The 23,597-nt window shown below is 55.8% G+C and carries 22 protein-coding genes and 1 tRNA gene; 15 read left to right on the top strand and 8 right to left on the bottom strand.

Translation table 11 applies throughout. The annotated features are described in order from the left end of the window. Positions 1–10 precede the first annotated feature (10 nt). Both GGR95_RS07185 and GGR95_RS07180 read left to right on the top strand, forming a co-directional pair. Positions 11–346, top strand: a complete 336-nt coding sequence (locus GGR95_RS07185; RefSeq protein WP_184564269.1) for an ArsR/SmtB family transcription factor — start codon at positions 11–13, stop codon at positions 344–346. Between the two features lie 43 nt (positions 347–389). Continuing rightward, complete coding sequence (locus GGR95_RS07180; protein WP_184564267.1) at positions 390–1,445, top strand: YeeE/YedE family protein; 1,056 nt, start codon at positions 390–392, stop codon at positions 1,443–1,445. A gap of 4 nt (positions 1,446–1,449) precedes the next feature. Here the strand turns inward: GGR95_RS07180 and GGR95_RS07175 are convergent, their stop codons facing one another. The 6 genes from GGR95_RS07175 to pdxH all read right to left on the bottom strand — a co-directional run bounded on the left by GGR95_RS07175 (position 1,450) and on the right by pdxH (position 8,380). Then, positions 1,450–1,878, bottom strand: coding sequence for a YqaA family protein (locus GGR95_RS07175; RefSeq protein WP_184564265.1), 429 nt, complete (start codon positions 1,876–1,878; stop codon positions 1,450–1,452). Positions 1,879–2,141: 263 nt separating this feature from the next. Next, a complete protein-coding gene (locus GGR95_RS07170; protein ID WP_184564263.1) occupies positions 2,142–5,786 on the bottom strand; it encodes a vitamin B12-dependent ribonucleotide reductase in 3,645 nt (1,214 codons plus the stop codon). Positions 5,787–6,527: 741 nt separating this feature from the next. Further along, positions 6,528–6,604: transfer RNA gene (locus tag GGR95_RS07165), tRNA-Pro, on the bottom strand. A gap of 72 nt (positions 6,605–6,676) precedes the next feature. After that, on the bottom strand, positions 6,677–7,183 hold the full coding sequence (locus tag GGR95_RS07160; RefSeq protein ID WP_343042124.1) for a DUF192 domain-containing protein: 507 nt from the start codon (positions 7,181–7,183) through the stop codon (positions 6,677–6,679). Beyond that, positions 7,138–7,692 carry a cold-shock protein gene (locus GGR95_RS07155; RefSeq protein ID WP_184564261.1) on the bottom strand — a complete coding sequence of 185 codons (555 nt, stop codon included), beginning with the start codon at positions 7,690–7,692 and terminating at the stop codon, positions 7,138–7,140. The genes GGR95_RS07160 and GGR95_RS07155 overlap by 46 nt, the downstream gene beginning before the upstream one ends. An 82-nt stretch (positions 7,693–7,774) precedes the next feature. Further along, complete coding sequence (pdxH, locus tag GGR95_RS07150) at positions 7,775–8,380, bottom strand: pyridoxamine 5'-phosphate oxidase (protein ID WP_184564259.1); 606 nt, start codon at positions 8,378–8,380, stop codon at positions 7,775–7,777. Between the two features lie 254 nt (positions 8,381–8,634). On the opposite strand from pdxH, the gene fabI reads away from it, so the two are divergent. From fabI to trpE, 7 genes are all read left to right on the top strand, one after another. Then, complete coding sequence (gene fabI / locus GGR95_RS07145; protein ID WP_184564257.1) at positions 8,635–9,462, top strand: enoyl-ACP reductase FabI; 828 nt, start codon at positions 8,635–8,637, stop codon at positions 9,460–9,462. Then, positions 9,459–10,073 carry a LysE family translocator gene (locus tag GGR95_RS07140; RefSeq protein ID WP_184564255.1) on the top strand — a complete coding sequence of 205 codons (615 nt, stop codon included), beginning with the start codon at positions 9,459–9,461 and terminating at the stop codon, positions 10,071–10,073. Before fabI ends, GGR95_RS07140 begins: the two co-directional genes overlap by 4 nt. A gap of 17 nt (positions 10,074–10,090) precedes the next feature. Further along, positions 10,091–10,705 (top strand): LysE family translocator, encoded by a 615-nt coding sequence (locus GGR95_RS07135; protein WP_184564253.1) that lies wholly within the window; start codon positions 10,091–10,093, stop codon positions 10,703–10,705. Between the two features lie 5 nt (positions 10,706–10,710). Then, positions 10,711–11,232: a xanthine phosphoribosyltransferase gene (gene gpt / locus GGR95_RS07130; protein ID WP_184564251.1), complete on the top strand. Its 522-nt coding sequence runs from the start codon at positions 10,711–10,713 to the stop codon at positions 11,230–11,232. Between the two features lie 48 nt (positions 11,233–11,280). Then, complete coding sequence (locus GGR95_RS07125) at positions 11,281–12,465, top strand: aminotransferase (protein WP_184564249.1); 1,185 nt, start codon at positions 11,281–11,283, stop codon at positions 12,463–12,465. 66 nt (positions 12,466–12,531) lie between these two features. Then, complete coding sequence (locus GGR95_RS07120) at positions 12,532–14,376, top strand: peptidyl-prolyl cis-trans isomerase (RefSeq protein WP_184564247.1); 1,845 nt, start codon at positions 12,532–12,534, stop codon at positions 14,374–14,376. A gap of 1 nt (position 14,377) precedes the next feature. Next, entirely contained in the window at positions 14,378–15,889 is a 1,512-nt protein-coding gene (trpE, locus tag GGR95_RS07115; protein WP_184564245.1) for an anthranilate synthase component I, read from the top strand. On the opposite strand, the gene GGR95_RS07110 is transcribed toward trpE, so the two are convergent. Both GGR95_RS07110 and GGR95_RS07105 read right to left on the bottom strand, forming a co-directional pair. Further along, positions 15,886–16,926, bottom strand: a complete 1,041-nt coding sequence (locus GGR95_RS07110) for a Hint domain-containing protein (protein ID WP_184564243.1) — start codon at positions 16,924–16,926, stop codon at positions 15,886–15,888. The two genes, trpE and GGR95_RS07110, sit on opposite strands and share 4 nt — an antisense overlap. Positions 16,927–17,030: 104 nt before the next feature. After that, positions 17,031–18,674 (bottom strand): divergent polysaccharide deacetylase family protein, encoded by a 1,644-nt coding sequence (locus GGR95_RS07105; protein ID WP_184564241.1) that lies wholly within the window; start codon positions 18,672–18,674, stop codon positions 17,031–17,033. Between the two features lie 180 nt (positions 18,675–18,854). On the opposite strand from GGR95_RS07105, the gene GGR95_RS07100 reads away from it, so the two are divergent. The 6 genes from GGR95_RS07100 to GGR95_RS07075 are packed head-to-tail and all read left to right on the top strand — an operon-like array spanning position 18,855 to position 23,565. Then, positions 18,855–19,436 carry an anthranilate synthase component II gene (locus tag GGR95_RS07100; RefSeq protein ID WP_184564239.1) on the top strand — a complete coding sequence of 194 codons (582 nt, stop codon included), beginning with the start codon at positions 18,855–18,857 and terminating at the stop codon, positions 19,434–19,436. After that, positions 19,433–20,452 carry an anthranilate phosphoribosyltransferase gene (trpD, locus tag GGR95_RS07095; protein ID WP_184564237.1) on the top strand — a complete coding sequence of 340 codons (1,020 nt, stop codon included), beginning with the start codon at positions 19,433–19,435 and terminating at the stop codon, positions 20,450–20,452. Before GGR95_RS07100 ends, trpD begins: the two co-directional genes overlap by 4 nt. Next, a complete protein-coding gene (locus GGR95_RS07090; protein WP_184564235.1) occupies positions 20,452–21,114 on the top strand; it encodes a uracil-DNA glycosylase in 663 nt (220 codons plus the stop codon). The genes trpD and GGR95_RS07090 overlap by 1 nt, the downstream gene beginning before the upstream one ends. After that, positions 21,111–21,923 carry an indole-3-glycerol phosphate synthase TrpC gene (trpC, locus tag GGR95_RS07085; RefSeq protein WP_184564233.1) on the top strand — a complete coding sequence of 271 codons (813 nt, stop codon included), beginning with the start codon at positions 21,111–21,113 and terminating at the stop codon, positions 21,921–21,923. The genes GGR95_RS07090 and trpC overlap by 4 nt, the downstream gene beginning before the upstream one ends. Then, a complete protein-coding gene (moaC, locus tag GGR95_RS07080) occupies positions 21,923–22,396 on the top strand; it encodes a cyclic pyranopterin monophosphate synthase MoaC (RefSeq protein ID WP_184564231.1) in 474 nt (157 codons plus the stop codon). The genes trpC and moaC overlap by 1 nt, the downstream gene beginning before the upstream one ends. Continuing rightward, positions 22,393–23,565 (top strand): molybdopterin molybdotransferase MoeA, encoded by a 1,173-nt coding sequence (locus GGR95_RS07075; protein WP_184564229.1) that lies wholly within the window; start codon positions 22,393–22,395, stop codon positions 23,563–23,565. Before moaC ends, GGR95_RS07075 begins: the two co-directional genes overlap by 4 nt. Positions 23,566–23,597: the final 32 nt, after the last annotated feature.

The raw sequence follows: 23,597 nt of genomic DNA, 5'->3' as shown, positions 1-23,597 counted from the left end.
CGGGGAAACGATGGGACTACCTGTATTCGATTTGAACATGTGCGCAGAAGACATGGATAAAATGGCCGCCAGCGCTGTCGAGGCCTCCAATTTCCTCAAAGCGATCAGCCATGAAGGGCGCCTGATGATCCTGTGCCATCTGGCCTCGGGCGAGAAATCCGTGACCGAGTTGGAAGAGCTGTTGTCGGCCCGTCAGGCGGCCGTGTCACAGCAGCTATCGCGCCTGCGCTTGGAGGGGTTGGTCACGCCGCGCCGTGACGGCAAAGCGATTTATTACAGTCTGGCAGATGACCGCCCCAAACAAATCATGGAAGTTGTCTATGATCTGTTTTGCCGAGACAAATGATCACGCGCCCTGCCTCTAGCAGCCGCCACTTAGCCTGCACAAGATGAACAGCCACTTATCTGATCCTGCATTGGTTGCCCTTATGGGACTGTTTGGCGGCATCCTGTTGGGACTTGCTGCACGCATGGGGCGCTTTTGCACCCTTGGCGCCATCGAAGACCTGTTCTATGGTCAAAACCCCCTGCGCCTGCGGATGTGGGGCGTTGCGATCGGTGTATCGGTGATCGGCACCTTCTGGCTGTCGGCGGCGGGCCTTCTCAACCTTGAGCAATCCTTCTACCTCAACCGTGTGTGGAACCCAGCGGCCAGCGTCTTTGGTGGTGTGGTCTTTGGCTATGGCATGGCACTGGCAGGCAATTGCGGCTATGGCGCATTGGCGCGGCTGGGCGGCGGTGATCTGCGATCGCTGCTCATTGTCATGATCATGGGCATTTCGGCCTATGTCACTTTGGGCGGCCCCCTATCCGCGCTGCGGCTTTGGGCGTTTGGCGACACGGTCTACACAACAACACCGCCCGGCATCGCACAGATGGTGGCACGATTAACGGGCCTCTCTTTTGAGGCCGTGGGCATCTCCATCGGCGCTCTCATCCTTGCCGCAACATTGCTCAGCCGCTCCTTGCGCGCGTCGCCTTCCTACATCTTCTGGGGCGCTGTTGCAGGGGCCGCGATTGTCACGGGCTGGGTTGGCACGCAATGGGTGTCCAGCCACGGCTATGAAGCAACCCCCGTGCTCAGCCATACCTTCTCTGCCCCGCTGGGCGAGACAATCCTTTATGTCATGACATCCTCTGGCAACACGATCAGCTTTGGCACCGGTTCAGTTGCGGGTGTTGTATTGGGTGCGTTTATTGGCTGCCTCATCAAAGGTCAGTTCCGCTGGGAGGCCTGTGATGATCCGCGCGAATTACGCCGTCAAATCCTTGGTGCGGCGCTGATGGGCATGGGCGCGGTTGTGGCAGTCGGGTGCAGTGTCGGGCAAGGGTTATCCGGTTTTTCCGTATTGGCCTTTAGCGCACCTGTGACATTGCTGAGCATTATGGCGGGCGCTGCCCTTGGTCTGCGGCAATTGATCTGGGGCTTTTCGCCAAAAATCTAATCCGTCATCCCCAGCTCAGCACAGCTGCGGTCAGGGCCAGATACCTGCCGCCTTTGGCCACTGTGACCAGCACCACAAAAGGCAACAAAGGTTCACGCATCACACCTGCCACCACCGTCAGCGGGTCACCGACCAGCGGCAGCCAACTGCCCAACAATGACCATCGCCCGTACCGCTGATACCAGCCCTGCGCCCGCGCCAGCTGCGCATCCGACGCAGGAAACCACCGTTTCTCACGAAACCGCAGTACAGAGCGCCCCAAATACCAGTTGATCACGGCGCCCAGCACATTTCCCACAGTCGCCACCGCCAGCAAAACCGCTACAGAGCGGCCTCCCGACAACAACAAACCCGTCAGAACCGCCTCGGACTGCATCGGCAGGATTGTGGCGGCAATTAGGGCGGAGGCGAAAAGAACTAAATATGTAAACATGTCCCCTCCATGCCTCAATGTTTAGGCAATGACCATCATCCTCAAATAGGGTTACTCTGGTTACAGGCTGTCCTGCTACACTCCTTGCGCATAAAAAAGGGGGCGCCACTGGGGCGCCCCTTAGTTTCTTTGGATCAGGCTCAGTTGGTTCACCGCTCGGTTTGTTTTATGCCTGTGGCCTGTCCAAAGCACAGAGCAAGCGCACCTGCTCTGGGTCTCGTGTACGGCGGCCTGCACTTTGGCTGGCCACCGCAGTTATCTGATCAGCTACAGCCCGATGTGCCACCGCAGGTGTTGCACTTCATGCAAGTGCCGTTACGCACTAATGTGTAGTTGCCGCATTCGCCGCAAGCCTCGCCTTCATAGCCTTGCATCTTGGCTTTGGTCCGGTTGTCCATCGTAACCGCACCCGAGGAAATGGCCGTTGTACTTGTGCTGGCTGACGCCACTGCAACGCCCCCGTCGCCTTTGGGACGCAGTGCAGCCACAGGCCCGGGCTGACCGCCTTGGAAGACTGTCAGGCTTTGCGGGAAGCGGTTGCGCAGGTATCCGGGTGAGGTGATCTGCTTGAGCACTTCCAGCGACTTGGCTGCAGCGCTTTCGGAAATCTCGGCGACATTCGCCACACCTTCTTCTTCGCCACGCCCCAGATCGTCAAATGACGCGCCTTCAGGTTTCACATGGGCCAGATCGGTACGGTCCAGATAGCTGACAGCAAGCTCGCGGAAGATGTAATCAAGGATCGAGGTCGCTGATTTGATGCTGTCATTGCCTTGTACCATCCCTGCAGGTTCGAACTTGGTGAAGGTGAACGCATCAACAAATTCTTCCAACGGTACGCCGTATTGCAGACCCACAGACACAGCGATGGCAAAGTTGTTCATCATGGCACGGAAACCCGCACCCTCTTTGTGCATGTCGATAAAGATTTCGCCCAAAGAGCCGTCTGTGTACTCACCTGTGCGCAGGTAGACTTTGTGCCCCCCTACATTCGCCTTTTGGGTATAGCCTTTGCGGCGCTGAGGCATCTTTTCGCGGTGCGATTTGATGATCTCTTTTATGACGACTTTCTCAACGATTTTTTCGGCCAACACGAGAGCCTTCTCGTGGTTTGAGCCACTTTCAAGCGTTTCTGCGGCATCATCATCATCCTCGACCAGAGCGGCCGCCAAAGGCTGCGACAGTTTCGATCCGTCACGGTAAAGCGCGTTGGCTTTGATGCCCAAAGACCAAGACAGCTCATAGGCTTTTTGGCAATCTTCGATGGTGGCATCATTCGGCATGTTGATCGTCTTGGAGATCGCACCCGAGATGAAAGATTGCGCGGCGGCCATCATGTAAATGTGGCTGTTCACCGACAAATAGCGTTTGCCTTTTTTGCCACAAGGATTGGCACAGTCAAAGATCGCGTAATGCTCTTCTTTCAGGTGCGGTGCGCCTTCCAGTGTCATGGTGCCGCAGACATGGTCATTGGCCGCGTCGACATCTTTCTTGGAGAAACCAAGGGATTTCAGCAAATCAAACGTCGGATCGTTCAGCTTGGCTGCGGGAATACCCAGAACATTGGTGCAGAAATCCTGCCCCAATGTCCATTGGTTGAACACAAAGCGGATATCAAAGGCCGAGGCCAGCGCCGCGTCTACCTTCTCCAGTTCAGCAGGACCAAAGCCATGTCCCATCAGAATGGTATGGTTGATCCCCGGTGCATTACCGATAGATCCGTGGCCAACCGCATAAGCAATGATTTCTTCGATCTGAGCAGAACCGTAACCGAGCTTTTCCAGTGCCGCAGGAACCGATTGGTTGATGATTTTAAAGTAACCACCGCCCGCGAGTTTCTTGAATTTCACCAGCGCAAAGTCAGGTTCGATCCCAGTAGTGTCACAATCCATCACCAGACCAATTGTGCCTGTAGGCGCGATTACGGAGGTCTGCGCATTGCGGTAGCCGTGCTTTTCCCCCATGGCCAGCGCTTCGTCCCATGTAGACATTGCCACATCGACCAGACCCGCTTGCGGGCAATTGGCATGATCCAGCGCCAGCGGTTTGATCGCCAGCTTCTCATACCCGTCCGTGTTGCCATGGGCTGCGTTGCGGTGATTGCGCATCACACGCAACATATGCGCCGCGTTTTTATTGTAACCAGGGAACGGACCCAACTCGCCCGCCATTTCGGCAGAGGTTGCATAGGCAACACCAGTCATAATCGCGGTGAGCGCACCACACAGCGCCCGCCCCTCGTCACTGTCATAGCTGAAGCCCATGTTCATCAGCAGGCCACCAATGTTGGCATAGCCCAGACCCAGCGTGCGGAAGTCATATGACCGCTGCGCGATTTCCTTGGACGGGAATTGCGCCATCATCACCGAGATTTCCAGCGTCACGGTCCACAGACGCGAGGCGTGCATGTAGTCTTCGACTTGGAATTCACCGTCCTTCAGGAAGGTCAGCAAGTTCATAGAAGCAAGGTTACACGCCGTGTCATCAAGGAACATATATTCCGAACACGGGTTGGACCCACGGATCGCACCATCTTCTGGGCATGTATGCCAGTCATTCACTGTATCGTGGTACTGGATGCCCGGATCGGCACAGGCCCAAGCGGCATGGCCAACCTGATCCCACAAATCACGGGCGCGAATGGTTTTGGAAACCTTGCCGGTGGTGCGGTCCAGAAGTTCCCAATCACCATCAGCTTCGACAGCTTTCAGGAAGGCATCCGTGACGCGGATCGAGTTGTTGGAGTTCTGACCGGAGACAGAGCTATAGGCCTCGCTATCCCAATCGGTATCGTAGCTGGGGAATTCGATGCTGGTGTGGCCCTGTTTGGCATAATCCAGCACGCGCTTCACGTATGTCTCGGGGATGGCGACCTTTTTGGCCGAACGGATCGCGTCTTTAAGTTGTTCGTTTTTGGTGGGATCATAGGCGTCTACTGCCAGACCGTCCCACGCCGCGATGGCCTTAAAGATCAGGTTCAACTTCTGTTCGTGCATCTTGGAGCCCGCGACAATACTTGCCACTTTTTGCTCTTCGATCACCTTCCAGTTGATGAAGTCTTCAATATCCGGGTGGTCTGCATCAACGATCACCATTTTCGCCGCACGCCGTGTGGTGCCGCCAGACTTGATCGCGCCCGCAGCGCGGTCACCTATTTTCAAGAACCCCATCAGACCCGATGATTTACCACCGCCAGACAGGTTCTCTCCTGCGCCGCGCAGGCTTGAGAAGTTCGTACCCGTACCGGAGCCATATTTGAACAGACGCGCTTCGCGCACCCAAAGGTCCATGATGCCGCCATCGCCAACCAGATCATCGGCCACAGATTGGATGAAACAGGCGTGCGGTTGGGGGTGTTCGTAAGAAGAAGTAGAGCGTGTCAGTTTGCCTGACTTGTGATCCACATAATAGTGACCCTGCGCAGGGCCGTCGATGCCGTAGGCCCAGTGCAGCCCTGTGTTAAACCACTGTGGAGAATTGGGCGCAGCGCGCTGAGAGGCCAGCATGTGACGCATTTCGTCGTAATAGGTGCGCGCATCTTCTTCTGTGGTGAAGTAGCCACCTTTCCAGCCCCAATAGGCCCAAGCGCCTGCCAAACGGTCAAACACTTGTTTGGAAGATGTCTCGCCGCCCATCTCGGTGCCCTCAACAGGAACAGAGCGCCACAAGAATTCTGGTACGCCTTTTTCTTTCACGCGTTTGGATTCGGCTGGGACACCCGCTTTGCGGAAATATTTCTGTGCGATGACGTCAGAGGCCACTTGGCTCCATGACTTTGGCACCTCGACGTTATCGAGGTGAAAAACAATAGAGCCGTCTGGGTTACGAATTTCGGAGACTGTGCTCACAAAATTCAGATCCGCGTATGCATCTTTTCCTTGAGTGGTAAATCTACGTTCAATTCTCATCGCGCCGTCCCGTTTTCCAGCGTTAAAATTCACAGACGTGCCTTGCGCGCCCAACCTCAAACATTTTGCAAAACACACAATCGCAGTGCTCGGGGCTTTAAAAACCCGACTGCGACTCACTGGAACCATTAAAAATAGACCGTTTACCTGTATCCTGCTGCCCGACACACCTGCATAGCGTTCAACCACTACATATTGTGGGTACTGCCGTAAGCCTCCACAATTTGGCGTAAATGGCCCCCTTTGGTCAACGGATATATTAGACTAAAATTTGTTTTAAACGGTTGACGGAAGTGTCTAATCAAGAGTGCGAAGACCCAACGCGATTCACTGAAGCGACTTGTCAAAAAGGTTAATCTTTCGAGAGTCCAAAAAACGCTTTAAAATGGCACGACTAGCAACCTCGCCCCACCGTCTGCATCAAAAAATCCGAAATCGTTAACGCGGCCTCCTTTGCTCTGACCGCGCTGCAAATATTTTTGGCACATCGGCAAAAAAATGCAAATTCGCCCGAAGGCGTCACATGCGTGTAACATCCGCACCACAACAAGTTGGGTAAAATTCGGCCTAAAACACAAAGAAGACACAAGATGTGGATAAGTCGAGATCACCGTGACCTAAAAGACCGCCCCGAAACCCCGGGCGATTCCCACAGCAGAAACAAGTACATCTAGAGGCTGAAAAGACTTGTGGCCTCCTCGCTATTCACGAAGAGGCCACATGAGTTATCGTCTTTCTTAGTGGTCGGGGCGAGATGATTCGAACATCCGACCCCCTGTACCCAAAACAGGTGCGCTACCAGGCTGCGCCACGCCCCGACTAACGCTTCTTTAGCGAAGCCTATCGGGATTGAAAAGGCATAATTTGCCTTTCGCATGAACTATTTCACTCTAACTGCACGACCAAGGTTCAGACTGGCTGATAAAGGCCGGATGGCGCAGTATATCGCCCTGCGCGATGCCCATTCTTTTCGCCAACCCACCGTTGATTTCCAACACGCCTGTCAGCAATTGATCCCCGCCCGAGATCGGCGTTTCATTTAATGGTACCGCGCGGTGATGAATCTTCTGGATCACACCAAAGCGATCGAGAAAGAGCATATCCAGCTCGATCAACGTATTTCGCATCCAAAAGCTGAGTAATTGGGGGGCTGGGTAGACAAACAGCATGCCACGGCTCAGGGGCATTTCTTTGACGTACATCAGACCACGGGCACGGGTTTCCACATCAGCAGCAACATCTACATTAAATGCAGCAGTGCCGAACCCGCCCTGAATGGTGACACGCCCCGTAGGGCATCGGTAGCGTGGTGTTTTTGCTGTCAGAGGCCCTGCCCCGACAGCAAGAGCACCTAATCCTGCAATAACTCTTCGTCTGTTGAAATGACTGTTTCCCACGCGCGTACCTCTGCGGCCATCCGGCCTCTCTTGCCATCTATGATACGCATGGCAATTGCTTCGCCCGGTGCCAGATCAGATAGCCCAGATTGACGCAGCACATCGACATGCACAAACACATCGTCGCTGCGCCCAAAGGCATTTGCAAACCCAAATCCCTTACCCTTGTCGAACCATTTGATCCGTGCAGGCAAAAGCGGGCTTCGCTCGATCTCGGCGCGGTCCATCTCTACAATGTCTGGTAGGGTTGGCATCATGCCCTCAGGGGGTGTGATAGACACCACCGATGCGGCTTGCACGCCGCGCTCGGTCTGATGTGTCAACAATTCTATGCGCGCACCATCCGCAACCGAGCTTTGGCCGAAATTTCGCAATACATTCACATGGAGGAGAATATCAGCCCCCCCAGAATCAGAGACGACAAAGCCGAATCCCTTAACTGGGTCGAACCACTTGACCTCACCGGTCACTTTTATCAGGGCCGTATTCTGCCCATCAGATTCCGTCATAACAATCGCACCGTCTTTCAAATCAAATGAAGGAGCATTTCAAGCTCCAATGCCAAAATAACGCTTGGCCACACTGGTACGGTTACGGATTTAGCCGTTTAATTTCCCAAGGTTTATCAACAGCAGAACGACGCCATTGAAACCGATCATGCAAACGCGAAGCGCCATCTGCCCAAAACTCCATTTCGAGCGGCACCAACCGAAAGCCACCCCAAAACGGTGGCCGTGCCGGATCACCCCCCTGCTCGGATTGCGCCTGCTTTACAGCCAGTTCCAGCGCGTCGCGGTTCTCAAGCGGTTGAGATTGCCGCGATGCCCAAGCACCATAACGGCTCATCAACGAACGAGAGGCATAATATTCATCTGCTTTTACACCATCTTCACGGCTAATCAAACCACGCGCCCGCACCTGACGACGCAGGGATTTCCAATGCATAACAAATGCAGCTTTGCCAGACTGCTCAAGCTCGACTGCCTTTGCACTTGTGTAGTTGGTATAGAAGACAAACGCGTTGTCCTCGATACCTTTTAACAAGACCACTCGCGCATTAGGCATGCCATCAGCATCTACAGTGCTCAGCGAGATTGCGTTCGGGTCATTTACTTCCACGTCAGTCGCCGCAGCCAACCAAGTGCGTGTTAGCTCAAATGGATCATCTCCAGAAAAGATGTTGTCGTTGTTGGTCATTCCCTTTTCCTCTTCAAATCCAAGTGCAGCGCATCACGCGTTATATCCATACTTCCGAGAAGTCTCTCTGAAAAGCGGAGTTACCTCAAGTGACTTATAGTAAGGTCACCTTTCAACTCTCTAATTCTACCATCTGGCGAACCTGTGCAACCCGAAAGACGACCGACTAATACGATATAGCGCACGCTCACTTGTCGGCCAGCAGGCAATCGCGTAAACCGTACGGAACAAATATTTTTACGGAGAACACGGCAATGTCAAACAACCTGATGGCGGGCAAGCGGGGGCTAATCATGGGATTGGCCAACGACAAATCAATTGCCTGGGGCATTGCCCGTCAACTTGCCGATGCCGGCGCCGAACTTGCCTTTTCTTTTCAAGGGGATGCGCTGAAAAAGCGCGTGGAGCCACTGGCAGCGCAGCTGGGGTCTGACATTGTTTTGCCTTGCGATGTGGGCGATGAAGCCTCCATCGACGCCCTCTTCGCCGGTCTGGCTGAACGCTGGGATAACATTGACTTTATTGTGCATGCCATTGGGTTTTCTGATAAAAATGAATTGCGCGGCCGCTACGTTGATACCTCGCGCGGCAACTTTGCCCTGTCTATGGATATCTCGGTCTATTCCTTTACTGCCGTTGTGCAGCGGGCCGAAAAAATGATGAAAAATGGCGGTTCTTGCCTGACCCTCACTTATTATGGCGCAGAAAAAGTAATGCCCCATTATAATGTCATGGGCGTGGCAAAGGCTGCTTTAGAGGCATCTGTGAAGTACCTTGCTGAAGATTTAGGCAAAGATGGAATCCGCGTGAACGCGATTTCAGCAGGTCCGATCAAAACGCTTGCAGCGTCAGGCATCGGTGATTTCCGCTACATCATGAAGTGGAACGAGTACAATTCGCCGCTGCGCCGCAATGTGACCATCGACGAAGTCGGTAAATCCGCCCTCTTCCTGCTGTCTGATCTTGGTTCTGGCACAACAGGTGAAAACCTTCATGTCGATGCGGGTTATCATGTCGTGGGCATGAAAGCCGTCGATGCGCCTGATATCGAAGCGCCTGTACGTAAAGGCAACGCCGAATGACACTGGCTGCATTTTTGACGGTGGCGTTCCTGCATTTGCTGGCTGCCATCAGCCCAGGGCCCGCCGTCATTCTATCAGCACGCACGGGTCTGACCGAAGGCCCCCGTACAGGGGCCTTCCTTGCGGCAGGCATCGGCGCAGGCGCAGTGATCTGGGCTGCCGCGGCGCTGTTCGGGCTGGCTCTATTGTTTCAAGTTGCCCCCGCATTGCTCTGGGCGCTTAAAATTTTCGGCGCGGCCTATTTGCTCTGGCTTGGTTATACCATGTGGCGTGACGCAAGTTTGCCCCTAGAGACCGAAACGGGTGACCGCCCCCCGCGCACTACAGCCAGCGCTTTTCGCCTTGGTCTATTCACTCAATTGGCCAATCCCAAACCCGCCGTTCTTTTCTCGGCCATCTTCATCGGCACCGTCCCGCCAGAAGCCCCGTTTTGGATTTACATGGCATTACTGGTTGTGGTTTTCCTGAACGAAGCCGTGTGGAACATGTCTGTGGCAAGGGTCTTTGCGCTTGAACAGAGCCGCACCACCTATATTTCACTAAAAACCATCATCGACCGCAGCTTTGGCGGCCTGCTCGCCCTGCTGGGCGTGAAAATTGTAACCACCTAACCGGATCAGACCACGCCATGACCGATCTCACCCTTGCCCAGCTCATCGCCTTTAATCTCACATTGCTGGCTGCCATGGCTTCGCCTGGACCTGCCTTCTTGCTGGTGCTGCGCAATAGCATGGCCGATGGGCGCAGGGCAGGTATCCTCACTGGGCTGGGTCTTAGCGTGATCGCAACGGTGTGGACCAGCGCCGCCTTGCTTGGGCTCGCCGCCTTGTTCGATTTGCTGCCATGGCTTTACGGCGCCATGAAACTGGGGGGGGCGATTTATTTGCTCTACCTCGCTTGGAGCATGTGGCGCGGGGCTTCACAGCCGCTGGAAACAGGCACCAACCCCTCCCACAAACGCGCTTTTCGCTCTGGCGTCATCGTTAACATCAGCAATCCCAAATCCGTCCTGTTTGCGGGGGCGGTGATTGTTGTGATTTTCCCAAGTGGCCTGTCTCTCAGCGATAGCGCCCTCATCATCACCAATCACTTCATCGTCGAGATCACGGTGTATTCCGCCATGGCCTTCGGCCTCTCCACTCCGCGCGCCCGTGCGGCCTATTTGCGCGTCAAGACATGGGCCGACCGGATCGCTTCGGGCGTCATGGCTGCCCTTGGCCTGCGCCTCTTGCTTGAAAGGTAACTATAATGTCCGATACACGTCTCCCCCACGAAAAAGGCTTCCACATCAGCTGGGATCAAATCCACCGCGACAGCCGCGCATTGGCATGGCGTCTGGATGGTAAAGGCCCCAACGGTGGCGCATGGGACGCAGTTGTTGCCATTACTCGTGGCGGCATGGCCCCCGCGATGATTGTGGCCCGTGAACTGGACATCCGTACTGTTGATACAATCTCGGTGGTTTCTTATCATTCTGGCGGCGGCAAAGCAGACGAACGTCGCGAAGCGCGTGTTCTTAAATCACCAGATGTAGAAATCATGGGCGACGGCACAGGCATTTTGATCATTGATGATCTGGTGGACAGTGGCAAAACACTGGAGCTGGTGCGCACACTCTATCCCAAAGCCCATTTCGCCACCGTCTATGCCAAACCCGAAGGCGAACCTATGGTCGATACCTTCATCACTGGCGTCAGTCAGGACACGTGGATTTTCTTCCCTTGGGATATGGCCCTGCAATACGTCGAACCCTATCGCGGCAAAGACTGACCCCGCCCTTAGCCGCCCCCATCTTCCTTCCATATCCGGACATCCGCCATGACGCTCCCCCGCACAGCAACCACCTTCCCGCCCCCTGTGATGGAGGCCCGCCGCTGGCTGGAGGGGGTGAATTTCACCACCGAGCGCCCGCTGATCAATGTCAGTCAGGCCGCTCCAGTTGAAGCACCCCATCCGGATATGCGCAAGGCAATGGCCGATGCGGTGATCCAAGATGACGCTATGCATCTCTATGGTCCCGTTCTGGGCATGCCCGAGTTGCGCAGCGAATTGGCGGCACGGACATCGCGCATTTATAGTGGCACGGTCGCGGCCTCACAGGTTGCCATCACCTCTGGCTGCAATCAGGCATTTGCCGCAGCGATCGCCACATTGTGTGCTGAGGGCGACGAGGTCATCATCCCTGTGCCATGGTATTTCAACCACAAAATGTGGCTGGATATGGCGGGTGCAAAAGCCGTTCCGCTGAAATGCGAAGGCGATATGATGCCCGATCCGTGGGATGCGGCCAAGCTGATCACGCCGCGCACCCGCGCCATTGTGTTGGTCACGCCCAATAACCCGACGGGCGCAGAATATCCTGATGATCTGATCACGGCTTTCTATGACATTGCCAAATCACGCGGTATTGCCCTGATCGTAGATGAGACTTACCGCGACTTTCATTCCAGCACCGATATCCCCCACAGCCTGTTCCAACGGCCGGATTGGGATGACACGCTGATCCACCTCTATTCGTTCTCCAAAGCCTACCGCCTGACAGGTCACCGTGTCGGCGCGGTTGCGGCCTCCGAGGCACGCCTCGCCGAGGTCGAAAAATTCCTCGACACGGTTGCAATTTGCCCCAATCAGATCGGCCAATACGCCGCCCTCTGGGGAATGCAGAACCTTGATCAATGGCTGGCTGGTGAACGCGACGAAATTCTCACCCGCCGCGCTGCAATCACTGAAAATCTGTCCGTTTTAGAGGCCAAAGGCTGGACCCTGCTGGGATTGGGCGGATATTTCGCCTATCTGCGGCACCCTTTCGCGCTCAGCAGTGCCGATCTGGCCCCAGCCTTGGTGCGCGACGCCGGAGTTCTGACCCTGCCGGGCACGATGTTCTACCCCAAGGATGCCCCAGAAGGCGCCAATGAGTTGCGCATCGCTTTTGCCAATCTGGATGCTGCGGGAATTGCCACATTATTCGCCCGCCTTGAGGCCGTTGATCTACCCCTTAGGTAGCAGCCTCTTGCCCCTTAGCGGACAAGCCCTTAGACAGTCGCAAACACCGTTTAAGGGGCACCTGTTATGGCCAAGAGATCTAGTATCGGAAAAACTGCAACCTGGGGCCTAATGGGCCTGCTCTTTGTCGGGCTGGGCGGCTTTGGCGCAGTCAACCTGAGCGGCAATTTACGCACCATTGGTACCGTCGGGGATAAATCCATTTCCGTAGATACCTACGCCCGTCAAATGCAGCAAGACCTGCGCAACATCAGTGCCCAGTCGGGCAGCAACATCAGCTTTGCACAGGCCCAGCAACTGGGTCTCGACACAATCGTTTTGCAACGTATCGTACGCGAGCGCGCTTTGGATCATGAGGCCACACTAATTGGCCTGTCCATCGGTGACGAAACCCTCCGCGACCGCGTCGTTGCAATTTCGTCATTCCAAGGTGTTGACGGAAGTTTTGACCGCCAAGGCTATGCCCAGACGCTGCGCTCTGCGGGCTTAACCGAAGCCGAGTTTGAAACAAGCCTGCGCGAAGAGGCCGCACGTCAACTCCTGCAAGACGCCATCATAAGCGGTGTGGAAATGCCTGCCGCCTATGCAGAAACGCTGGTTTCTTATGTCGCTGAAAACAGAAATTTCACTTGGGCTCTGCTGGACGAAACGACGCTGAAAACCCCAATCGAAGACGCAGATGAAGCGACATTAAAGGCATATTTCGACGCAAATGCCGATAACTTCGTTTTGCCTGCAACCAAGAAAATAACATATGTGTGGCTGAACCCAACCGACATCATTGATCAGGTTGAACTGGCCGAAGATGATCTGCGCGCAGAATATGCCTCCCGCTCCGAGCAATACAATCAACCCGCCCGCCGTCTGGTTGAGCGACTGGTCTTTTCTGATCAAGAAGCCGCAGACCAAGCTGCTGCGGCACTCGAAGTCGGTGGTACCACCTTTGAAACTCTGGTTACTGACCGCGGTCTGGCCCTGACAGATGTGGATTTGGGTGATGTTGATCTGGACGCACTAGGTGCGGCAGGCGAGGTAGTCTTTGCCGCCCAAGTCGGTGACGTTGTTGGCCCCGCCGATAGCAACCTTGGCCCTGCCCTGTTTCGCGTCAATGCGGTCCTCCCCGCCCAAACCGTAACCTTCGAAGAAGCCGAGCCCGAGCTTCGTGATATTCTTGCGGCTGACCGCGCAGTTCGCATTGTTGAAGCCCAAGCAGAAGACTTTGATGACCGCCTTGCCGGTGGGTCCACCCTAGAGCAACTTGCGCAAGAAACCGACATGGTATTGGGGCAAGTCGATTGGACTGTGGACAGCTCTGATGGCATCGCCGCCTATGAAGGTTTCCGCGAAGCTGCCGCCACGGTAACCGATACGGACTTTCCGAAAGTCGATCAGCTGGATGATGGCAGTATCTTTGCGCTGCGTCTGGATGAAGCCCTGCCAGAGCGCCCTGCCTCCTATGAAGATGTCGCTGACCAAGTGGCAGATCGCTGGCGCTCAGAACAGATCGTCACTCAGTTGCGCGTTCAGGCCGAAGCGGCCAAAGCACAAACCGAAGCAGGCGCTGCCCTTTCGGCTTCTGGCCTGTCGGAGCGTGTAGAAACGGACCAAACCCGCAACGCTTTCCTTCCTGCCACACCAGCAGGCTTTACCGAGGAAGTGTTTGAAATGGAAACAGGCGAAATCCGTATCATGGAAGGCGAAGACACCGTTGTGATCGTGCGTCTGGATGCAATCACACCCGCCGATATGGACAACGCCCAATCACAAGCCTTTATCGCCAATCTACGCACCCAACAAAACGATGCGTTGGCGCGTGATTTGTTCGATATCTATTCCAATGATGTATTGCTGCGTGCTGGTCAAAACATTGATCCGCGTGCTGTGACTGCTGTGAACGTAGGTTTCCAATAAGATGCAACTGACACCCGATTTTGATACTTTCGCGGCCCGTTATAACGCGGGTCAACATCAGGTGGTCTATACCCGTCTGGCTGCTGATCTGGATACGCCTGTGTCCTTGATGCTCAAGCTGGGCGGGGCGGCGGAAAACGCATTTATGCTGGAATCCGTCACTGGCGGCGAAGTGCGCGGACGTTATTCCATCATCGGTATGAAACCTGATCTGATCTGGCGGTGTCGCGGCACCACATCCGAGGTCAACCGCGCTGCGCGTTATGATCCCGATGCCTATGTCGCGATTGAGGGCGGACCACTGGACGCCCTGCGCAGCCTCATCGCCGAAAGCAAAATCGACCTACCCGAAGACCTGCCGCAATCGGCTGCGGGACTGTTTGGCTATCTAGGCTATGATATGATCCGGCTGGTCGAACGCCTGCCCGACGTAAACTCTGATCCATTGGGCCTGCCTGACGCCGTAATGCTGCGTCCTTCTGTTGTGGCAGTGCTGGACGGTGTCAAAGGCGAAGTCACAGTTGTGTCCCCTGCATGGGTGGCCGATGGCCAATCCGCCCGCGCCGCCTATGCCCAAGCGGCTGAGCGTGTGATGGATGCCGTACGGGATCTGGAGCGCGCGCCTGCTGGCACCTCACGCAATCTGGGCGAAGCTGCGGCCGTCCCTGCCCCTGTCAGCAACTTCACCAAAGACGCCTATAAAGAAGCCGTTCTGAAGGCCAAAGAATACATCAAAGCCGGTGACATCTTTCAGGTTGTGCCAAGCCAACGCTGGGCGCAGGCCTTTCCGCAGCCGCCCTTCTCGCTTTATCGCTCGCTGCGCCGGACCAACCCGTCGCCGTTCATGTTTTACTTCAACTTTGGCGGCTTCCATGTGGTTGGTGCCAGCCCTGAAATTCTAGTGCGTGTGTTTGGTCAGGAAATCACCATCCGCCCCATCGCAGGCACCCGCCCCCGTGGTGCAACACCCGAAGAAGATCGCGCACTTGAAGCGGATTTGATGGCCGATCAAAAAGAACTGGCCGAACATCTGATGCTGTTTGATTTGGGCCGTAACGATGTGGGCCGTGTTGCCAAGATAGGCACCGTGCGCCCTACCGAGGAATTCATCGTCGAGCGCTATAGCCACGTCATGCACATCGTGTCTAACGTTGTCGGCGAGCTGCGCGAAGATTGCGACGCACTGGATGCCTTCTTTGCGGGTATGCCTGCGGGTACGGTTTCTGGTGCGCCCAAAGTCCGTGCCATGCAGATCATCGACGAGTTAGAGCCGGAGAAACGCGGCGTCTATGGCGGCGGTGTCGGGTATTTCAGCGCAGGCGGCGACATGGATATGTGTATCGCCTTGCGTACTGCCGTAATCAAAGATGAAACGCTGTATATCCAAGCAGGCGGCGGTGTTGTTTATGACAGCGACCCTGAAGCCGAATATATGGAAACCGTGCATAAATCCGGTGCCATCAGACGCGCCGCCGAAGATGCAGCGCGCTTTGACGGTAACGGCAACAGCTAAGCGGCAAGCACGGGTTTGGTGTTGCGCAGCAGCCTGCTGACCAGTTGTTTCTGGCGGCGAGGGCTGGGCAACGGGCGCACAGGCTCTACTCCAGACACGCCTGTCAGAAGGTCTGGGAACAGCTTGCTTAGCTCCGCACGGGCAGCGGGCGTCAGAGATTTCATAGCCATCTCTCCGCAATAAAAACTTTCTGTCGGGGTCCCTTCCGCGATCACAATTTCATGGTGCGGCATCACAAGGTGAAAATATGTCACCTCACTTTGGCTGTTGTCCACGGCAATGCCCGGCAAAGCGGTAAGTTGCTTTGCACTGAGTAATGTTTCAGCCGCTTCAAACATCCGCCGCACCACAACCGAACGCGCAAGGAAACGGTGTTGGGGGGACACAAGCAGATCGCGCAAGGGAAGCCCCTGCCCCAATGCGCCCGCGGTGATACGGACAGGTGCCAAATTTGGCATCTCCTGCAGTGTCGCCACATCTACATGTCGTGACAACAAAGCCATAAGCGGTTGCGGCCCATGATCAAGTGTTTGAATCATGCAGCCCACCTGCAAATCCTGCACAGGTATAAGGCCATCCACTGTCTCGATCAAAGTATCAGCGGTAAAGCAGGCAACGTACTGCTCATATTCATTGGTCTCTTTGTTGGATGTACGGCTCTGATTAAAGGTATAGCTCTCACCTTCAACAAGACGCACAGTCGACACCAAACCATCAACCGCCCCAACCTGGTTCCCATTGCCTCCGAAATGCAGCGTCGTGACTTTATGGCCCGTCGTCGAATTAATTAAATCATAAGCGGAGTGAATCGTCTCTCCTGCTGCCCAAGTGTTACCGTCCAAGGTCACAGCATTTGTGATATTCTGGGTCGTGTCGAGTTCGTCAAAGATGTTGTCGTTATCTGTGATCTCAACCGATATCGGCGTAGCACCTGGTTTTAAGGTAAGTGTCCATGGCCCTCCAGAAACCGAGCCACTGCCGGCTTCAGAGGGTACGGTTTCTACAAAGTCACTTGGTTTATAGATATATAAAAACACCGACACATCCTTCTAAAATCCTCTCTGTTTTTACTCACAAAAATGGCAAATAAGAGACGGATTTTAGACCATTCAGGATGTAAGGTGTTTTAGATGTGACAAACTTAGCGTTGGTCCAACAATACTGCCGATACAGGCACCAAAGCCACAGACCCCGCGCGATCTGCAAGCCCCCAAACCAATAAGGCTTCGATGGTTTCGGGGCGCAAGCGACCCAACATGATCACACCGCCTTCTTGGCCCGCCTTAAATGCAGCTTGATCCAGAAAACGCCGGATAACGCGGGGCTTTTGGCCTTCAGAATCAAAGTCGCGGAAAATTGGGGCCGCAGGCACACCTTGTTTCACCGCCAATTTGGGTACTGAATTGAGACCTTTGCTCTGCGTGACCAACCCGTGACCGCTGGCTTTCAGAATCCGTGTAACTTGATCGGCAACCTCGCGTGAGCCCTGCACCCCTTCACCAGTGCCCTCCAAGACACCAATCACTTCTGGCATTTCGCTGAGAGCGACACTCATGGACACTTCTGCGTCCGAGGGTTGAGCGCCTTGCGGCAGGTTCAGCATTGCCAACACTTCAAACCCGTTTGCACGATACTGTGCAACACGCTCCGCTGCGTCTGGTAAACTCACATCGACAGCAAAACTGATCGGATAGGGGAAACTTGAAAGAGCAGGCAAGCCGATTTCATTGGTATCCAGATCGACACCCGTGTCTATCAGCACAATGCTCATCATGGGCAGGTCATCGGGGTTCGAAAAAGGTTGCGCATAGAGGTTAATCGGTTGGTTCTCAGCAGAAACACCCAAGCTGGATGGCGTTGAACCCGCCTGCTGCGTTTGCGCTGTTTTAGTATTCCGGTCAATCAGGGTCTTTGCAGGCGTACCAATACTCGGGCGCGCTGAAGTGCCCAGCGTTTCAGTGCTGCTGCTATTTGGCGCTGGCAAAACACGCGGTTTGACGGGCTTTGGCTCCAAGGTTTCTTCTGCTGCCGTTTGGGGCGCCGCTTCTGGTGTCTCTGCTGCCTCAGGGGCGCTTGGTACCAGATCTTCTTGCGGAGCAACGACTTCTGCTGGCTCGGGCATCGCAACATCTGGGCTGTCATCAGGCATCATCGGGGCGAGCGCTTGCGGATTGGGCAAAACGGGCGCGTCCTCTGCAATGCGTGCGGTCACACTCGATGGCAGTGGTTTGGGCAATGTCAGTGCGCCAATGTCGCCGGTTTCTGGTCGCGGCGTAGCTACTGGCACCTGCGGTACACTGTCTGCTTCTGTGACATCTTGAACAGGTGCGGCAGCAGATGTGGATGCTGTGGGCGCAACAACGGGGTCTGCTGTCGGCGGCGTCACAGGTGCTTGCTGCACAATGGCTGGCGCAACGCCTGCTCCCAAGTCGCTCTCAAGCTGTGGCGCAAGCGCTGTGGTCTCGGGTTCTGGCGGCACGTCCGCTTCGATGGGCATGTCGGGTTCGATCGGCGCGTCGGATTCAATCGGCAAGTCAGTGTTTTCAATGACGTCAGGCACGACCTCTGCTGGAGAAGTGTTTGTGCCGCTCTGCGCCGATAAAGATGTCACTGGCTCTGATACTGCAGGTTCTGGCACGGCAAGCACTGGCTTGGTCGCCGGTGCCGCAACTTCTGTTTCGGGCATGGGTTGCGGCTCCATTGGAACCACAACTGAAATGACTCCCGCCACGCTTAGGCTAAATACTGCGCCCAAACCGATTCCGCTTAATACACCATGTGCCATAGCTGTTGCACCCTTGTCCTGTTACTCTGCACCCCTCGCATCCCGAATATTATGCTCCGGTTAATGCGCAATGCAGCGGCCTGCCCCTTGACGATTGCGTCCAAGACTGACCATCTACCCTCACGATCTATACACCTCCAACGCCTCCCTTCTCTAGTCCTAATACGAAGTTTTCCCAAGATGCTCCTGTTGATCGATAACTATGACAGCTTCACCTATAACCTAGTGCACTATCTGGGCGCTCTGGGCGCGCAGATGGAAATCCGCCGCAATGATACGTTGAGCGTAGATGAAGCTATGGCAATGCGCCCTTCGGGCATCGTCTTGTCCCCCGGTCCTTGCGATCCCGCGCAGGCAGGTATTTGCTTGGAACTCACCCATGCTGCCGCCGCTGCGGGTATCCCGCTGCTGGGGGTCTGTTTGGGTCATCAGACCATTGGCGAAGCTTTTGGCGGCCGCGTAATCCGTGCAGATGATATTGTACACGGCAAGCTGGGCCAGATGCAGCACACAGGCAAAGGCCTGTTTGCGGGGCTACCCACCCCTTTTGCCGCCACGCGGTATCATTCCTTGATCGTTGAACGCGCCAGCCTGCCAGATTGCCTTGAGGTCACTGCCGAGCTGGAAGATGGCACCATCATGGGCCTGCAACACCGCACATTGCCGATCCACGGCGTGCAATTCCACCCTGAATCAATCCGTTCCGAGCATGGCCACGCGCTGCTGGAAAACTTCCTCAAGGAGGTCAAAGAACCCGCATGAGCGACGCCCTAAAACCCCTCATTGATGCGGCTGCCAACGGCCCGCTGACCCGTACACAGGCTGAACAAGCCTTTGACATCCTTTTTGCAGGCCAAGCGACCCCCAGCCAGATTGGCGGTTTCCTGATGGCCCTGCGCACACGCGGCGAAACAGTGGATGAATTCACCGCAGCCGCCTCTGTGATGCGCCGCAAATGCAATCCCGTTGTGGCCCCCGAGGGCGCGATGGATATTGTTGGCACAGGCGGCGACGGCAAAGGCACGCTGAACATCTCAACCGCAACCGCCTTTGTGGTGGCTGGTGCAGGGGTGGTTGTGGCCAAACATGGCAACCGTAATCTGAGCTCAAAATCAGGTGCAGCGGATGCATTGGGCCAAATGGGCCTGAAAACCATGGTCGGCGCGGCAGTGGTGGAAAAGGCCCTGAACGAGGCTGGCATCGGCTTTATGATGGCCCCGATGCACCATCCTGCGATTGCGCATGTCATGCCCACCCGCTCTGAGCTGGGCACGCGCACGATTTTTAACATTCTTGGACCGCTCACCAATCCCGCTGGGGTCAAGCGCCAACTCACAGGGACTTACACCCGTGAATTGACCCGCCCGATGGCAGAGACGCTGAAACTCCTCGGCTCGGAAGCCGCATGGTTGGTGCATGGCTCGGATGGGACGGATGAACTGACCATCACGGGTGTCAGCTGGGTCAGTGCCTTGCGCAAAACTGGCGCCATTGATGACATTGAAATCCATCCCGAAGACGCTGGCCTGCCCGTGCATCCGTTTGAGGCAATTGTCGGCGGCACACCTGAACAAAACGCCGTGGCGTTTAACGCCCTGCTGGACGGCGAGCAATCTGCCTACCGCGATGCCGTGCTGCTCAACTCTGCTGCGGCGCTGGTGATTGCCGATGCCGCGCCGGACCTGAAAGCAGGGGTTGAGATGGCCCGCGCCAGTATTGATTCGGGCGCCGCACGTGAGAAGATCACTGCCGTCGCCCGAATTACGCAAGCTGGCTGATGTTTGACCTAAGCCGTCTGGGCGCGTGGCGTAGTTTGCCATTCTTTGACGAAACGTTGCCAAGAATCGAAGCGACGCTGGCGGAAGAGACACGCGTGATCCTGCCCCCCGCGCCGCTGGTGTTTAATGCACTGGAGCGACTACAACCCGATGACGTGCGTGTGGTGATATTGGGTCAAGACCCCTACCACACCCCCGCCAAGGCCCATGCTCTGGCCTTCTCCATCACAGCAGATTTTGGTGGAAGGCTCGATAGTCTTGGGAATATTTTCAAAGAGTTACGCAGCGATCTAGATGTTACACGCACCCGCACCCAGCTGGATGATTGGGCCGATCAGGGCGTTTTGCTGCTCAACACGATCCTGACCGTGCCACAGGGCACCCCCAAAGGCCACGCAAAGCTGGGCTGGGAAAGTCTCACCGAACAAGTGCTGAAACGCCTCGCAGACCAACCACGCGCTTATCTGCTGTGGGGTGGGCCTGCGCATAAGGCCGCAAGCGCCGTGGACAACACGAAAAATCTCAAGCTGGAAACAGCACACCCTTCGCCGCTTTCCGCCCATCGCGGCTTCTTTGGCTCCCGTCCCTTTAGCCGCACCAATGTATGGTTGCACAGCCAAGGGCATAGGTCCATAAACTGGGGTGATCCGGAGGCACCATGACCCAAACAATCCTAGACAAAATCAAAGCCTACAAGCTTGAAGAAATTGCAGCAGACAAAGCCGCTGTTCCCCTTGAGGAAATGGAGGCACGCGCCGCCGCTGCCCCCGTTGTGCGGCCCTTTGCGGAAGCGCTGTTTGAGGCATCCATCGAGAATTACGGCCTGATTGCCGAAATCAAAAAGGCCAGCCCCTCCAAAGGTCTGATCCGCGAAGATTTCCAGCCAGCAGCACTGGCCGCTGCTTATGAAGCTGGCGGGGCTACCTGCCTGTCCGTTCTGACCGACACCCCCAGTTTTCAGGGCGCCAAAGAGTTCCTCGTCGAGGCCCGCGCAGCCTGTGAATTGCCTGTGCTGCGCAAAGACTTTCTCTATGATACCTATCAAGTAGCCGAGGCACGCAGCCTTGGTGCTGATTGCATCTTGATCATTATGGCCTCTGTATCGGACGCCCAAGCGATTGAGTTGGAAGATGCCGCCACACACTACGGCATGGATGCTCTGATCGAAACGCATAACGCCAAAGAACTAGAGCGCGCAATGCTTCTTAAATCGCGCATGATTGGGATTAATAACCGCAATCTCAATACGTTCGAGACGTCTCTTGATGTGACACGCACACTTTCCAAGCACATTCCAGGCGAACGGATGATCATCTGTGAAAGCGGGTTAAACACGCCTGCCGATCTTGCAGATATGGCCCGTTACGGTGCCCGCAGCTTCTTGATTGGCGAAAGCCTGATGCGGCAGGACGATGTTGCTCATGCCACACGCACACTGCTTGCCAACCCGTTGCAAGCGGGAGGCATGTAGTGGCGCTGACCCATTTTGATGGCGAAGGTCATGCGCATATGGTGGATGTGTCTGAAAAGGCTGTGACCGCGCGGATTGCCACGGCTGAAAACTACATTCAAATGCAGCGTGAAACACTTGATATCATTACAGAAGGTCGCGCCAAAAAAGGCGACGTTCTGGGCGTTGCGCGATTGGCGGGCATCATGGCCGCCAAAAAAACATCCGATCTCATTCCGCTCTGCCACCCGCTGCCGATCACATCCGTCTCTGTTGATCTGACGCCTGATCCAGACCTTCCTGGCATCCGCATCACGGCAACCGTGAAAACCACAGGTCAAACAGGGGTCGAGATGGAGGCGCTCACTGCGGCTTCTGTCACGGCACTAACCGTCTATGACATGAGCAAAGCCGTCGATAAGACCATGGAAATCGGCGGCTTGCGCGTCACGCTGAAAGACGGCGGCAAATCGGGCCGCCACACGGCTCCATGATCACCGTCACCCAAGCGTTAGAGCAGCTGTTTTCGCTCACCACGGTAATGCCCGTTGAGGAGATTGCCCTACGCGACGCCCATGGCCGTGTTCTGGCGCAAGAAGTGAACGCCAAACGCACCCAGCCGCCCTTTGCCGCCTCCTCAATGGATGGTTATGCGGTCCGCCGTGACGAAGTTGAACCTGATGTAATGTTCAAAGTGGTCGGCGAATCTGCGGCAGGGCATCGCTATGTAGGCACGCTGCGCGCAGGTCAGGCCGTGCGCATTTTCACAGGTGCGCCCGTTCCAGAGGGTGCCGATTTTGTCGTTATCCAAGAGGATGTTACTCGGCGCGGTAATCTGATCACTTTGGGTCACAACATCGACGGCAAAGACAACATCCGCCCCGCAGGCGGTGATTTCACCCAAGGCCAGCCGCTTGCCGCCCCGCGCCGTTTACGGCCTGCGGACATTGCTTTGCTTGCCTCTATGAACATCGCGCGCGTGCCTGTGTTCCGTAAACCTATCGTGGCCATTCTTGCCACTGGGGATGAATTGGTTCAACCGGGCGAGGCTCCCAACCAAGACCAGATCATCGCCTCCAACACCTATGGCCTCGCTGCGATGCTGGAAGATATGGGCGCGCAAACACGTCTGCTGCCCATTGCACGCGATGATGCCGCCTCCCTACGCCGTAGTTTTGAGCTGGCGCGTGGATCTGATTTGATCGTCACCATTGGCGGTGCGTCTGTCGGCGATCACGATCTGGTTGCGCCTGTCGCGGCTGAAATGGGGATGGAGCAATCGTTCTACAAAGTCGCCATGCGCCCGGGCAAACCCCTGATGGCGGGACGGCTGGAAGGCGCTGCGATGATCGGCCTGCCCGGAAATCCAGTGTCGGCCATGGTCTGCGGTTGCGTCTTTGTCGTCCCCATGATCCGCGCCATGCTGGGCCTAGGACACCACCCCGCACCAGAGCGCACGCTGCCCCTTGCGCAGGATATTCCCGCCAATGGCCCGCGCGAACACTACATGCGCGCCCACATCTCGCAGGACGGTATCACGCCAGCCCCGCGTCAAGACAGCTCCCTGCTCAGCGTGCTTGCCACTGCTGACGCCTTGCTGGTACGCCCCGCAAATGCCCCCGCGCAGCGCACAGGCGAAATAGTCCGGCTGATTGACATCTGAAACGGTTGACACAAAACAAGAACATCCCTAGA

The organism is Sulfitobacter undariae, from assembly GCF_014196805.1.
Taxonomy (GTDB): domain Bacteria; phylum Pseudomonadota; class Alphaproteobacteria; order Rhodobacterales; family Rhodobacteraceae; genus Sulfitobacter; species Sulfitobacter undariae.
This window is presented reverse-complemented; position numbering and strand designations above follow the sequence as displayed.

Bases quoted from the DNA above. Each gene is read 5' to 3' on its own strand.
- GGR95_RS07185 (WP_184564269.1), top strand. From the start codon at position 11: ATGGGACTACCTGTATTCGATTTGAACATGTGCGCAGAAGACATGGAT.
- GGR95_RS07180 (WP_184564267.1), top strand. From the start codon at position 390: ATGAACAGCCACTTATCTGATCCTGCATTGGTTGCCCTTATGGGACTG.
- GGR95_RS07175 (WP_184564265.1), bottom strand. From the start codon at position 1,878: ATGTTTACATATTTAGTTCTTTTCGCCTCCGCCCTAATTGCCGCCACA.
- GGR95_RS07170 (WP_184564263.1), bottom strand. From the start codon at position 5,786: ATGAGAATTGAACGTAGATTTACCACTCAAGGAAAAGATGCATACGCG.
- GGR95_RS07155 (WP_184564261.1), bottom strand. From the start codon at position 7,692: ATGACGGAATCTGATGGGCAGAATACGGCCCTGATAAAAGTGACCGGT.
- pdxH (WP_184564259.1), bottom strand. From the start codon at position 8,380: ATGACCAACAACGACAACATCTTTTCTGGAGATGATCCATTTGAGCTA.
- fabI (WP_184564257.1), top strand. From the start codon at position 8,635: ATGTCAAACAACCTGATGGCGGGCAAGCGGGGGCTAATCATGGGATTG.
- GGR95_RS07140 (WP_184564255.1), top strand. From the start codon at position 9,459: ATGACACTGGCTGCATTTTTGACGGTGGCGTTCCTGCATTTGCTGGCT.
- GGR95_RS07135 (WP_184564253.1), top strand. From the start codon at position 10,091: ATGACCGATCTCACCCTTGCCCAGCTCATCGCCTTTAATCTCACATTG.
- gpt (WP_184564251.1), top strand. From the start codon at position 10,711: ATGTCCGATACACGTCTCCCCCACGAAAAAGGCTTCCACATCAGCTGG.
- GGR95_RS07125 (WP_184564249.1), top strand. From the start codon at position 11,281: ATGACGCTCCCCCGCACAGCAACCACCTTCCCGCCCCCTGTGATGGAG.
- GGR95_RS07120 (WP_184564247.1), top strand. From the start codon at position 12,532: ATGGCCAAGAGATCTAGTATCGGAAAAACTGCAACCTGGGGCCTAATG.
- trpE (WP_184564245.1), top strand. From the start codon at position 14,378: ATGCAACTGACACCCGATTTTGATACTTTCGCGGCCCGTTATAACGCG.
- GGR95_RS07105 (WP_184564241.1), bottom strand. From the start codon at position 18,674: ATGGCACATGGTGTATTAAGCGGAATCGGTTTGGGCGCAGTATTTAGC.
- GGR95_RS07100 (WP_184564239.1), top strand. From the start codon at position 18,855: ATGCTCCTGTTGATCGATAACTATGACAGCTTCACCTATAACCTAGTG.
- trpD (WP_184564237.1), top strand. From the start codon at position 19,433: ATGAGCGACGCCCTAAAACCCCTCATTGATGCGGCTGCCAACGGCCCG.
- GGR95_RS07090 (WP_184564235.1), top strand. From the start codon at position 20,452: ATGTTTGACCTAAGCCGTCTGGGCGCGTGGCGTAGTTTGCCATTCTTT.
- trpC (WP_184564233.1), top strand. From the start codon at position 21,111: ATGACCCAAACAATCCTAGACAAAATCAAAGCCTACAAGCTTGAAGAA.
- GGR95_RS07075 (WP_184564229.1), top strand. From the start codon at position 22,393: ATGATCACCGTCACCCAAGCGTTAGAGCAGCTGTTTTCGCTCACCACG.